This is a genomic window from Chamaesiphon sp. VAR_48_metabat_403, assembly GCF_031422475.1.
In the GTDB taxonomy this organism is placed as follows: Bacteria; Cyanobacteriota; Cyanobacteriia; order Cyanobacteriales; family Chamaesiphonaceae; genus Chamaesiphon.
Genome location: NZ_JANPLS010000322.1, coordinates 1 through 11,695 on the forward strand (window position 1 = coordinate 1; position 11,695 = coordinate 11,695).

The following is an 11,695-nucleotide window of genomic DNA, read 5'->3' on the forward strand; positions in this document are numbered from 1 at the left end:
CGACGACAATATCGGCATGGTCATTATTCGCACAGAAAATCAGCGTTTTTTCGGGTAAAGCCGGATCGATATATTTAGTTAACTGTTCGCACACTACCCGATTAAACGATTCTGTAATCACCCGTTTATTAAACTGCTCGATCTCAATGTGAATTTCATCGGGAGCGTAGATCGAATCGAGTTGCCCAGTACTCCCATCGAACACCTCCACCGCCTCGCCCTGCGCCCAAGTAATCCCCGACTCTGACAGCTCGGTGATAATCCGCAGCGGCGGCTCGTGGTCGATTAAATAACCATCGATGACGGCTTCCCGATAGCTGTAGACATAGACGGGATTGCCAAAGATTTGACTCGTATGCAGCGCGGGTGTCGCCGTCAGTCCGATTTTAACCGCATCAAAGAAATCTAGTACCCGCCGATACTTGGAGATGTAATCGTTTAAGTCCCGAAAAGTTAGCTCGGTATCGCTCATCTCGCGATCGAGTAAATAACCCCGATGGCATTCATCGACAATGATGCAGTCATACTGTCCGGCGGTGAGTGTGGGCGCATCATCAGCGGGGTACAGCAGCCGTTTTAACATGCCTTGAATCGTCGCGATATGGACTTTGGTATCGCGATCGGGTTCGGTATCCTTCAGCTCCTTGACATCAAAGATCTCGGCAAACGTTTGGAGGTTTTCCATCCGCGTCTCTTTGAACGCGCCCTCTGTCTGTTCGCCCAATGCAGATCGATCGACGATAAATAATATCCGCCGAAACCGTTTGGTCTTCAACAGTCGGTAGACAAGGGTAATACTGGTTTTCGTTTTCCCCGTTCCCGTTGCCATTGCTAGTAGAATCGTCCGTTTATCCTCAGCTAACGCCGCTTCTACCGCTTGAATCGCCTTCTTTTGGTACGGACGTAGGATAAAGTTATATTCAAAGCTCTCGCGTTCTAATTGCTGCTGAGATCGATCGAGATCCTGTGCTAATTTATCGATCAGGTCTTCGGGACTATACCAATTCTTTAACGGACGACCGATATTTTCAGGGCGACGCAAATCGCAAAACCAAATCCCGCTCATCGTGCGAAGCTGCTCCAAAAACTCTCGCCCATTGGTGGCAAACACAAACGGTACCCGATATTCTCTCCAAGGTTCGCCCAGAAAAGCGGCATCCCCCTGAAGCTGAAAATCTCGGCTGTAGCGTTTGGCTTGAACGATATCCCCTGCCACATTCTTACTTTGTCGCTTCGCCTCTACCACACCGATAATATCTAACCCCGCAAACAAGGCATAGTCAGCGTTTCCACTAGCTGTCGGCCATTCGGCGATCGCTAAATACCGGCCCTTAACTGGACGCACCCCGCGACTGTAGCGCATCTCCTCGGTATCGGCTTCCCAACCAGCCGATCGTAACTGGGCATCAATCAGGCGGCGGGTTTCCCGTTCGTCTAAGTCTAGGTATCTACCATTTTGCTGGGCAGTCGCGATCGATTGCTGGACTACTGGCGATTTCTGGGCGACTGTCTGGGCTTGAATGCCGATTAATTTAGCCTTGATTTCTGCCGCCTCTGCTTCAGCTACTACAAGTAACTCTTCGGCTAGTTGCCTGAGTTCTACTTCCTCAGCAGCAGCAGCCAGGGCAGCTTCAGTACTATTGCGATGAGCGTCAATCTCGGCTCTGAGTGTTGCTAGTTCATCTTTAAGTGCGCTAGTCTCTCGCTCTGGATCTGCTGGCGGTACAAACGGGCTGGGTTTGAAATCTGCCACACCGCCATAAGAACGATGAAACCAAATCCCTAATACCCGCGCATATTTGAGGTTGCTCAATGCCGTCCGCTGTTCGCCCGATCCCGAATGCGTCGCCCGATTACCCAATTTCCGCAACTCATGAAATAAGTCGAGAGCTTCACCACCAACCGCCCCACGCAATTCGAGTCGGCGGAGCAATTCGATCTGAGTTTCGGCTTTATCCTCATACAGTCCGACTGTCGCTGCCACGAGCTGGGCGAGGAGTTCGCCGAACTGTCGCAGTTTAATCAGACAGGTGTTGGGATCTTCGGTGAAGTAACGTTCCGCTTGAGAACCCAACCGCACCAGTTGTAAGTCATGAACTTTGAGAAAAGCGAAATTGGGTGAAACCTGCACGATTTATCGGGGTATTTTATCGATCGACTATTCGGGCTACGTTCCCACGAAAACAGCTTCAGGTTGCGGTTTATGCTCGAACGCTGAAAATGCTAGGACATAGCAGTCTGGGGTCATTGTACCTAGTTATCACGCGATCTCTGCAATTTACATCGGAAAATTTAAGGGGGTTAGAGTACCCCTATTAAGATGAGTTTATGGATTGTTGACGATTTTAGGCCAGCAACTTTACTTTCTACTTCACACCATTGGGTTACGATTGGAAATAGGGAACGATCTAAATACCCTTTCGCTTTAGTCAATCCTCCATTTCGGCGCAAGTCTTTACAGGCACTTTCCCCGTGACTAATTTCAACCCCTTCACCGCCACACCGCAATTAGCAGCATTAGCACCAGCAGCGGCAGCAGTGCGAACACCAGCCAATCCAGCGGATCTGGTCAATGCCCTGCAAGATCCGATTCATCGCGAAGTTGGCAAGTCAAGATTGGCAAAAAGTGTGAGGAGTCGAAAGCCAAGTGACGATTAACGAACCTGACAGTTAGATTCTAGCTATCGATGCCACTTTGGCACAGTGGTCTCAAGGGGATTGTACGATGGGAGAAAATTGTTGGTTCGTCACTCGATTCGACGATCCGCAATGTCCCCTAACACCCGATGCAGCGGAGGTTGGCATGAATTTCTAAATGGGTGGTCGAAATTACTGCCGCCATCGGCTCGGTTTAGTTCGGTAGAGGGATTGGTAGTATCGCTAGAAGATATGACAGCTAAGGAATATTTGCAAAGCGACCGACTCGATCTCGATCGACTCTCTTCATCTTAAATTCCAATAGAGTAACTGCCCAGAGCGAGTTATTAGATCGACCGATCCCGATGGTAGCTCAAGAGTAGATTGACAAATATTAAATAACTTAATGTTGGTCTCAAAGATAATTTTCTAGATCGCAAGCTCGCTCGATTAATTCCATTCTAATTATCTAAGCTAAATCTTAAGCACACTAAGCCTTATCTAAAGCGACTTTTCACGAGTAGTTTTTCTATACTAAATAGTGTATTTTGATGCTATTTTATTCCGCTCCAAGTGGACTAGATTCCACTCCAAGTGGAATATTTTTAAACTAAAAAAACTGAAAGCTATACTCTGAAACGACTTTGTCGATCGCTAATAAATATTCAAGATGATAATTTTAATGGCTCTCCCGCTAGTATGGGGAGAAGAGGGTAAAATAGTTATTGACAGGTTTCATGTTCAGAAATTAGTCAACAAAGCTTTAAATAAAATTCGACTTGCACTCAACCTCAAAGGCTTGAGAAATCGATGCTTGTTAATGAACAATCAAATAAATTTAACCACCGAAGAGAAAGAAGAAACAGACATCGCCCATCTCCGATTTAATTGTCGAGGTTTATTATGGCAAAATTCTCTATGACTACAATTCAACGAGCACCGATTTACAGCCGTTTGTGGACTCAATTTAAGCAATTTCCGCAAGGGCTACACCAAGGAGCCGATCGACCGCCTAGCACCTCTGGAGCGGCTGCTGCTGCCCTATTTAGTGGTGGGATCGGGGCGATTGCGATGATGCTGACCCATCATTACACAGAGCTGTCGAAAGCTAACGAGCGGTTTGTTACCGAACTGGTATCGGTCATTCCCCTCGTTACCAGTAAAGATCCGATGTGGGGAAATTTAGGTGGATTTGCTGGTAAAGAAATTGTGCTACTGGTTGTCTGGCTGACGAGCTGGACGATCTTGCATAACATCCTCAAATATCGACAGGTCAAACCGCGCACCCTAATTCTCGGATTGCTGAGTTTGTTTACAATCGCGACAGTAATGACCTGGCATCCACTGTTTCCCTACTTATCTTTGCAATAAAAATTGAGGAGCTAGCATGAAAAATTCCACAACCCAGATGCACAAGATCGTTTTAGGTTTAGCGGGTGTGATGTCTCTGTTTGTCATCACTATTCCCCTCGCCATGCTCCGCGTCAGCGCGACTCAGAAGTTTGCCGGACAACCTTATAAGATCGCAAACTTGCGCGGCTCATACCCCGATCGAAAGAAAAGTGTTGTCGTGGATCGAATGCGCTCGGACGAATGTCGCCCCATTGCCGGACTCCAAGCACTGATTTATTCATAGTTACTCGGTGCGATAACTTAGTAAGCGAAAAAGTCGTGAAACCTCAGCGCGTAGGGCTTTGCCCTGCCGTATCGCCAAAGGCGAGGCTGCGCCAACGCGGAGCGTTGGCGCGGGAAAGGTGTATGCAGCCGCAATCTCTAGTATCCATAGAGCATCACCATGAATAATTTTCTTGCTACGAATATCGACGATTCGGCAGAGCCGACGCTACGCGAACGACATCTGGCAGAATTCAAAGCCAGCGCGATCGCTGAAGATATTATTGAGTTAAATTTTCGATCTTGGAATCCTCTAAACGAGAACGATCTAGATGAAGTATTCACCCTTTTAGTCTCAGAGCCAAAACACCGGAATAATGGCACACTCGCGGGTCGTACTAACGAACAACTGGCGAACATCCTTCGATCGGGTGGATGGATATTCAACGGGTACAAGTCTGCTGGACGCGAGAATCGAGGGGAAAACCTGAAGACCTTGCACCCTGAGTTAGAGCCGTTTCTCAATGGTAGAGAGATAGTACTAGCCTTCGATCGCGATGACAATCCCAATACTGTTCGGACGGTCGAACGTGCCAAAACATTGTTTCTACGAGAGATTGAAGGCGAGGCAAGCCGCATCACTCAAATGAAGTGGAGAGGGCATAAAGGGGCTGATGACTACATCGCAGCCAAAGGGATCGAGGCACTAGATCGATCGTACGCCAATCGATCGGCATGGATTTTAATAATTACTTTCTTACTATTCTGCTTTTGTCCTGGTAAAACATATCCCATTCTGGTGATTACCGCCCCCAGAGGTAGTGGCAAGACAGCCGCAGCAGAAATTATCAAGGGTTTAATCGATCCTGGTAAAGCTCCACTAATTAAGCCCCAATCCGATACTCATAAATTAGCAGTGGCAGCTACACGACGCTGGGTGATGGGTTATGACAATGTGAGTCACATCAGCACCAGCCAGTCAGATGATTTTTGCAGAATGGCAACTGGGTTTGGATTTAGTACCCGCACCCTAAATACAACGGACGAGGAAACGACCTTCGAGTTTACGCGCCCCCAAATTATCACCGCGATCGATGCTCTAGTAACTCGTGACGATCTAGCCGATCGAGTACTGGGGGCACAACTATTGGAGATTCCTGAAGATAAGAGACTGCCCCAAGCCGAACTAAATGCCAAGGTGGCAGCAGCTAGACCCAGAACTTTAGGGACACTACTTACAGCACTGAGCCAAACATTAGCTCGGATTCCCGAAACTAGAGCCAAAACCCAAAATCTACCTCGAATGGCGGATTATGCCCTATTTGCGACCGCAAGCGAGCAAGCAATCGGACTAAAAGATGGCGATTTTATGAAGGTATTCAACCGGAGCCGTGAGGAGTCCAGACGAGTAGTAATCGAGTCATCACCTGTTGATGAAGCGATCGTTCGCCTCATGGAGAATACCGATTTAGTCTGGAAAGGCACTGCATCCGAGTTACTAAAAGAGTTAGCAAATCATACCGATCCAGCTACTTACCGAAGCTTGCGCGCCGTCTTCGGCGGTCGCGACACTTCCCCAAGGCGCATAACAGCCTCAGCCGTCAACTAAATCGGTTAGCACCCGATCTAGAAGAACAGGGCATTAAAGTGGCATATTTTACCGAAGGTCGCAAATGCACCAGAATTATCTATCTAGAAAAAGTTGTAAAAATGTCTGGATCGTCTGCACCGTCTGTACAGTCTGCGGATGACCTCAATGCCGATCGGGGCAAGAGTTATCATCGAGACGATCTGGCAGACGATACTCGCAATACAGACGATAAGCAGACGATCGAACCAGAGGGGATCGTCTGCGCTAGGACGACAGAGGAACGAGACTTTACTAATTTTGCAGACGATACAACTGATGCAAACGATCGAAATACGCCATTTTCTCATATCGATCTTGAAAATGTGGAGGTGGAGTATGAGTGTTGATATTGAGATCGGTTCGATCGTCTATGGACGCAGTGGGAAACCACTAAGAGTTGCCTCAGTGGACAAAGATCTAGTGCTGATAGCTGGTGAATGCGGTTACAGAAAGATTCATCGGTCGGCAATCTTGAGAGTAGAGTCACCCCAGATGTCGAATCGCATCCAGATCGGCGATTGCCGAAGGCAGACCAAAGGTCAACGAGTATGGAGAAATTCTCACTCAGGCCCAAAATATCCGCAGGCTTGGTTTAGGAATCGGGTCAACAAAAGTCCAAATCTAGTCTCAGCAATTGAATCTGCGACAGTCGAACGTTTTAGTCCTGATGGTGTGTGGGTAAAAACAAAGGATGGCGAACGCTACCACGTCATCAATACAGCATTCGAGACAGGAGACTGGGGGTGGGAAGGAACTTACCCATCACTAGCATGATTTCCGATCCGCTCGGTCTATCGACCCAAATTTTAGCAGCCTCGATCGACACCAGATTGAAAGTAATAAGTATGTCTAATCCCGAACTAGCCCTGTTACGACAACAAATGGCTTTATTGGAAACTCGCGTTAAGTATCTAGAAAAACCGCCCCAGCAGCAGTGGGTGACAAGCTCTAAGACCGCCCAAATTTTCGCAGGCAAGATGAGTTCCTACCAAATCCGCAAGGCAATCTCGCACGCAATCGCCAAGCCTGAAGACTCGTTGTTAATCGCTGGTACGCATTTTCTCATCATTCCGAATTTAGATGGCGACGATTTGAGTCAATTAGATGGGGAATCGAAGAACGTCGAGTATAAAATCAATATCCCCAAATGGGAGGAATGGATGATTTCAACTAGCTTGTCACTAGGCATGAATTAGGCAGGAGTTTTTCAGTTAAAGTCCAAGGTACAGGAATCGAACCTGTCTAGAGCTTCCGCTCGCGGATTATGAGTCCGCTGCCTAAACCGATCGGCCAACCTTGGAGACATTTCATAATTCTAGCATTCAGTACCAACAATTGACTATTTCACAAATCCACTCGATCGAGTCTTGACTAACTTAATAAGTTTATGTTATGTTCAAAGACGGCAAGGACGTATAGCTCAGTTGGTTAGAGCGCATCGTTGACATCGATGAGGTCCCCCGTTCGAGTCGGGGTACGTCCATTGGTTGGAAAGGTAAGCACTGGTAAGGCTTTTAGGAAACAAACACATCCTAACAGCCGAATTTTTGCGTCTATATACCTAAAAATAGTGTGCTGTTTTGGTGGGTTTTGCTGGTCTGTTGCCCCACAAATCGCCCCACAGTTTTTATGCACATCGAAGAACGAGGAAAATCGCTCATCATCCGCTGGCGTGTTGATAGCAAGAAGTATCACAAGACTTTGAAGAACCATAACAATCCGATTGGCTGGTCAAATGCTAAGGTGCTGATGGCAGCGATCGAGAATGATATTGTATCTAAACGTTTCGATCCGACCATTTACACCCAAGAGGGCAAGGTCAAGAAACAGAATATCGATATTACTGCCAGCGAACTATTTGCCAAGTATGCAGCGCACCGAATGGAAGGGCGGGAATTGTCCCACAGCTCGCAAGTCCGATTTAAGGGGATTGCTTCCAAACTCACCCAATTTCTAGGGGACAAGCCAGCATCTAAAGTTACACCGGATATCGCCGCTAATGTCATCGCCGCCTGGTCTGAGCAAGCATCGACGCGCACGATCCGCGCTTATCTATTCGACTTGGCGGCGGCTTGGGATTGGGCGCAACAAGAAGATCTATATATCTTGAGCAACATTAACCCTTGGAATAATTCACTAGATCGACTCAAACGGGTTAAGCTGCCAGCCCCAAAAAAGCCTAAACCCTTCACGATCGCGGAACTCAAAGCGATCGCCCAAGGGTTCCGCAATCATCCCAGGCATTCATACTATACCGATGCCGCCATTTTTGTCGCTCATACTGCTTGCAGGTTTGGAGAGATGGCGGCTTTGCGCTGGCTGAATGTTGTTCGCATTTTGCTTAGTTTTGCTTCAACATGTACCTATTTGCTTGGTTTTTCTGCGACATTTCACAAGTTTTATATAAATATTCTGTTTAAATTAAAAATAGCTTCAAGTCTTTGCCTGAAAAGGTTTTTAATAATTGCACTCACGCTATTGGCACAAGATATGCATATTTTTGGCTACTTTTTTTGTGATTTCACAGATTGACAAAAACTAGAATTTGGATATTATCTAGATATGCCTTGCCATCAGCAAAACCTCTTTCAACCAAACCAAACAAAAACACCCGACACCCCAAAAGGATGTCGAGTGACATCAAAAAAAACGTACCTCAATTATCACCTATGCCTAAGAAGCTACAAACTCCCGACAAATTTAAATTTATGACCGAGCGATCGATCAGACAAGAAAAATTTGAGCTGACACGCTGGCAGTCTGCCCAACTCCGAGCCAAACTCTCGAAGGGGATTTTTTGGCTTCAGCTTGAAAAGGGCGGCTTAATCCATTGGAATGTGACTTTACTACAGAGCTACCTGCTCAATGGGCTGGAATCCCCTATCACTCAGGCTTTGGTAGAAGAGTATGTGTCCAATCTCCCCTTGATGCTGGATTGGAGCATCAAAATATTTGTGACCTAATTCTAACCCATTTTTCCCTTGATGCTCTGTAAACCTACAAATCACGAGCATCAACCATGTACGACATCCGAGAACATTTAGACAGTATTCCAGACTTCTCACAACACGATCCCGATCTAATTAGTCTCAATGTCGGACGAGTCGATCTGAGTTGGACGAGCAAATATCGCGGTGGAGAGGAGATCGAGAATGATGATATCCTCTTCATCCTAGATAAATTAAACTGGGGAGTTAACCGAATAGCCAACGGGCGGATTAAGAACAATACGCTCGATCGAGTAAGAAAGATGATCGGCGGCTGGCACATCACCCCGTTCTATGGTCTAGCCGATCGCGCACAAATAAACTATTTTCGCTTCAAGCCCACCAATCCCCCAGCAGATTGGAAGAAGCCAGGGAAGTTCAAAAAGTATCTAGGGGCTGAAGGTGAATTGCCCCGCGCCTATTGTCCGAACGTTCCTGAAGCTACTTGGGCGGCGATCGCCTGTCGGTATGATGTCGAGAAGACTGGTAATGACTTTTGGGAATGGATTCTAGACCATCCTCAAATACCCATAATTATTACCGAAGGCGAAAAGAAAGCTTATAGCGGTCTGAGTATGGGCTATGCAGTCATCAGCCTTCCTGGTATCGATTGTGGGTACAAATCATTGTCTGAGCATGAAGATGGCTCAAAGGGCAAATTAAGCCTAATTCCCGACCTTCAAGTACTCGCGACAGACGGACGTGATATTTATATCGCCTTCGATCGAGATGCCGATCCCAAGACAGTAAAGCGAGTGCAGAAAGCCCGTCAGAAATTGGCTCGGTTATTTGCCGAACTTGGCTGTGAAACTTTATCTGTTAAGTGGGATGACCAATTCAAAGGGCTGGATGATTTCATCTTCGGTGCTGGTCAAGAGGCTTTAAACAGTGCGATCGAGTCTGCCCAAAACCTCACTCTCAAGATTGAATCGGAGGGGGAGAAAAAAGAGAGCGTCCCCTCAGCCCTCGAAATGTCCAAGAAAGTCTTTAAGGATTTATTCGATAACGTCATCCGGTTCGATGCCAGCATTAAGCAGTATTGGCGATATGACGGGAAAGGAATGTGGGTTACTTGCTCCAACGAATATATCTTCTGTATCGGCGAACTGCTCGTAGATGAGTTGTCGCGCCCACGGCGCGAGTGTGGCGACGAATGTTAGATAGTTATCGAAGAGAAAGTTGCCCTCGGTACTGACGTTACGGATGGCATCGAGTAGCAGCGGAAACGGCGAAGCAATCGCATCCTTACCGACCGCAACATTCAATCGCCACCGCTGGCAGTTGCTCAAGTGAGTACTGACGATCCATTCGCGATCGAGTGGATTACATCGCACCAGAATTATCCGGTGTTGGGTCATTAATTGAGTCAGATCTAGTGACATTATCGGCTTTGGGATACTTCGGGTTCAGGAATCGATCTTTCGGGAGTGCCACCATTAGTTGGGACTCGCACAGCTTCTTTTTCGCCATGAGTCGGAATGCTAACGCCTGGATCGTTGGCAGGGGCAGATGCTAACTCAGGCGAATCATTACCGATATTTGGGGTGGAGTTGGACGTGCTAACACATGGAGCATTGCCAGTCTTAGCAGCTAATTCAGGTGAGTTATTTTTGGTCTTCGGCTTGGGTTTGGGTGTATTAACACCTGGATCGTTACCAGCAGTGGCTAATTCAGGGGAATTGCCAACATTCGGCGTGGGGTTGGGCGCGTTTTCCTGAGTGAGTGGGAGATATTGAGGATCTTTCGATCGAGCGGCTACTTCAAGTTGTTGAGCTTCTTTAACTAGTTGAGGATCGATGCCTCGTGCCGCCAGGACTCGATCGAGTGCTTTAGTAACATTCGGATCGTTAAGTTTGGGATCTGGCTGAAATTTACCCTCTTTATCGACTTCCCCAATTTTGACAAAATCGTCATCTTTACTTGGCTTAACGGAGATGGAGCGCGTTCCTTTCTGAGTTTGAGGGTTAAGTTTAAATTTCACCCCCTCGATCGTCTTTTCAACGCGGTTGACGGATTTAGCTTTAGCAAATTCTGACTTGAAGACTCGATCGTAAACGACACTAGATGCTTGCTTGGGGTCTACATTTGTTGTCGGTTCGGCTCGATCGCGAAGCGCGCCGAGGCGGTCGAGCGTTTTTCCGATCTGGGATTGGGGTGCTACTTTACTAACTTCTTGAGGTGGATCTGGTACTACTACATCGGCAGTTTTGGTGACTTTTGCTTCACGATCGGGAGTCGCAGCCATCCGTTTAGCATAATTCTTGAGTTCGGTCAGTCCCTTCTCATCCTTGAGTTTAATACTACTAATGTGGTGGGATAAAGTATATTCGATCTGAATCGAACGGCATACCTAAATATGCTTCTAGAGAACAGGAATAAAAATCAGAGTACCCAGCTTTTTCGACGATATCGAGTATATGTTGTCCTTTAATATATAAAGGTTGCCCGACATACTCGCCATCGTACACATCCATTTGTCCGACAAGCTCGTACAACCAACCAACAAATACCTGACATCGCTCGTCAAACTCATTTTCTTCACCGATGTTCTTAATCGATTCAAGATGACTATTGTAAATAGTCATACCGATCGGACATTCTATTAAAGTGCGATTGGCAACCAAATCGTGGAAATAGATCGGTCGATCGTTTAAATGGATCGAGATATATGTTTGTGACAATAACGGATCGATATCGACATAAAAAGTACTCCCACAATCTAGAGCAAATAGACATTGCTTGTCGGTTCTAACGTAAATTCGATCGCAAGTAGAAGAAGGTAATCATGGCAAGATTGTCGCGATCGATATCGAAACCGGAGCCTTTG

Annotated in this window: 15 protein-coding genes and 2 tRNA genes; 13 read left to right on the forward strand and 4 right to left on the reverse strand. The window is 46.8% G+C overall.

All coding sequences use genetic code 11. The features are described 5' to 3' along the window. Positions 1-2,131 (reverse strand): type I restriction-modification system endonuclease (gene hsdR / locus RMO79_RS15590; RefSeq protein ID WP_310484096.1); only part of this gene is annotated, 2,131 nt, incomplete at its 3' end. A 341-nt stretch (positions 2,132-2,472) separates the two neighbouring features. On the opposite strand from hsdR, the gene RMO79_RS15595 reads away from it, so the two are divergent. The 9 genes from RMO79_RS15595 to RMO79_RS15635 all read left to right on the forward strand — a co-directional run bounded on the left by RMO79_RS15595 (position 2,473) and on the right by RMO79_RS15635 (position 7,077). Further along, a complete protein-coding gene (locus RMO79_RS15595) occupies positions 2,473-2,658 on the forward strand; it encodes a hypothetical protein (RefSeq protein WP_310484097.1) in 186 nt (61 codons plus the stop codon). A 111-nt stretch (positions 2,659-2,769) separates the two neighbouring features. Next, on the forward strand, positions 2,770-2,952 hold the full coding sequence (locus tag RMO79_RS15600; protein WP_310484098.1) for a hypothetical protein: 183 nt from the start codon (positions 2,770-2,772) through the stop codon (positions 2,950-2,952). Between the two features lie 367 nt (positions 2,953-3,319). Next, a complete protein-coding gene (locus tag RMO79_RS15605; protein ID WP_310484099.1) occupies positions 3,320-3,559 on the forward strand; it encodes a transposase in 240 nt (79 codons plus the stop codon). Then, positions 3,541-4,008, forward strand: coding sequence for a hypothetical protein (locus RMO79_RS15610; protein ID WP_310484100.1), 468 nt, complete (start codon positions 3,541-3,543; stop codon positions 4,006-4,008). The genes RMO79_RS15605 and RMO79_RS15610 overlap by 19 nt, the downstream gene beginning before the upstream one ends. Positions 4,009-4,024: 16 nt before the next feature. Then, entirely contained in the window at positions 4,025-4,273 is a 249-nt protein-coding gene (locus RMO79_RS15615) for a hypothetical protein (protein ID WP_310484101.1), read from the forward strand. A 159-nt stretch (positions 4,274-4,432) separates the two neighbouring features. Beyond that, positions 4,433-5,860, forward strand: a complete 1,428-nt coding sequence (locus RMO79_RS15620) for a DUF3854 domain-containing protein (RefSeq protein WP_310484102.1) — start codon at positions 4,433-4,435, stop codon at positions 5,858-5,860. A 38-nt stretch (positions 5,861-5,898) separates the two neighbouring features. Then, on the forward strand, positions 5,899-6,228 hold the full coding sequence (locus RMO79_RS15625) for a hypothetical protein (RefSeq protein ID WP_310484103.1): 330 nt from the start codon (positions 5,899-5,901) through the stop codon (positions 6,226-6,228). Further along, a complete protein-coding gene (locus tag RMO79_RS15630; RefSeq protein WP_310484104.1) occupies positions 6,218-6,655 on the forward strand; it encodes a hypothetical protein in 438 nt (145 codons plus the stop codon). Before RMO79_RS15625 ends, RMO79_RS15630 begins: the two co-directional genes overlap by 11 nt. Continuing rightward, positions 6,652-7,077, forward strand: a complete 426-nt coding sequence (locus RMO79_RS15635; protein WP_310484105.1) for a hypothetical protein — start codon at positions 6,652-6,654, stop codon at positions 7,075-7,077. The genes RMO79_RS15630 and RMO79_RS15635 overlap by 4 nt, the downstream gene beginning before the upstream one ends. A gap of 21 nt (positions 7,078-7,098) precedes the next feature. On the opposite strand, the gene RMO79_RS15640 is transcribed toward RMO79_RS15635, so the two are convergent. Continuing rightward, positions 7,099-7,181: transfer RNA gene (locus tag RMO79_RS15640), tRNA-Ile, on the reverse strand. A 109-nt stretch (positions 7,182-7,290) separates the two neighbouring features. Here RMO79_RS15640 and RMO79_RS15645 point away from each other — a divergent pair. The 4 genes from RMO79_RS15645 (at position 7,291) to RMO79_RS15660 (ending at position 10,028) form a co-directional block, all read left to right on the forward strand. Further along, positions 7,291-7,364: transfer RNA gene (locus tag RMO79_RS15645), tRNA-Val, on the forward strand. A gap of 146 nt (positions 7,365-7,510) precedes the next feature. After that, a complete protein-coding gene (locus RMO79_RS15650) occupies positions 7,511-8,413 on the forward strand; it encodes a hypothetical protein (RefSeq protein ID WP_310484106.1) in 903 nt (300 codons plus the stop codon). Between the two features lie 35 nt (positions 8,414-8,448). Beyond that, on the forward strand, positions 8,449-8,844 hold the full coding sequence (locus tag RMO79_RS15655) for a hypothetical protein (protein ID WP_310484107.1): 396 nt from the start codon (positions 8,449-8,451) through the stop codon (positions 8,842-8,844). Between the two features lie 56 nt (positions 8,845-8,900). Then, entirely contained in the window at positions 8,901-10,028 is a 1,128-nt protein-coding gene (locus tag RMO79_RS15660; RefSeq protein ID WP_310484108.1) for a DUF3854 domain-containing protein, read from the forward strand. Positions 10,029-10,249: 221 nt separating this feature from the next. Here RMO79_RS15660 and RMO79_RS15665 read toward each other — a convergent pair whose 3' ends face one another. Both RMO79_RS15665 and RMO79_RS15670 read right to left on the reverse strand, forming a co-directional pair. Then, positions 10,250-11,113 carry a hypothetical protein gene (locus RMO79_RS15665; RefSeq protein WP_310484109.1) on the reverse strand — a complete coding sequence of 288 codons (864 nt, stop codon included), beginning with the start codon at positions 11,111-11,113 and terminating at the stop codon, positions 10,250-10,252. A 58-nt stretch (positions 11,114-11,171) separates the two neighbouring features. Beyond that, positions 11,172-11,549 carry a hypothetical protein gene (locus tag RMO79_RS15670; RefSeq protein WP_310484110.1) on the reverse strand — a complete coding sequence of 126 codons (378 nt, stop codon included), beginning with the start codon at positions 11,547-11,549 and terminating at the stop codon, positions 11,172-11,174. Positions 11,550-11,695 lie beyond the last annotated feature (146 nt).

Coding starts and splice junctions, on each gene's coding strand:
- RMO79_RS15600 (WP_310484098.1), top strand. CDS start 2,770: ATGTCCCCTAACACCCGATGCAGCGGAGGTTGGCATGAATTTCTAAAT.
- RMO79_RS15605 (WP_310484099.1), top strand. CDS start 3,320: ATGGCTCTCCCGCTAGTATGGGGAGAAGAGGGTAAAATAGTTATTGAC.
- RMO79_RS15610 (WP_310484100.1), top strand. CDS start 3,541: ATGGCAAAATTCTCTATGACTACAATTCAACGAGCACCGATTTACAGC.
- RMO79_RS15615 (WP_310484101.1), top strand. CDS start 4,025: ATGAAAAATTCCACAACCCAGATGCACAAGATCGTTTTAGGTTTAGCG.
- RMO79_RS15620 (WP_310484102.1), top strand. CDS start 4,433: ATGAATAATTTTCTTGCTACGAATATCGACGATTCGGCAGAGCCGACG.
- RMO79_RS15630 (WP_310484104.1), top strand. CDS start 6,218: ATGAGTGTTGATATTGAGATCGGTTCGATCGTCTATGGACGCAGTGGG.
- RMO79_RS15635 (WP_310484105.1), top strand. CDS start 6,652: ATGATTTCCGATCCGCTCGGTCTATCGACCCAAATTTTAGCAGCCTCG.
- RMO79_RS15650 (WP_310484106.1), top strand. CDS start 7,511: ATGCACATCGAAGAACGAGGAAAATCGCTCATCATCCGCTGGCGTGTT.
- RMO79_RS15660 (WP_310484108.1), top strand. CDS start 8,901: ATGTACGACATCCGAGAACATTTAGACAGTATTCCAGACTTCTCACAA.
- RMO79_RS15665 (WP_310484109.1), bottom strand. CDS start 11,113: ATGGCTGCGACTCCCGATCGTGAAGCAAAAGTCACCAAAACTGCCGAT.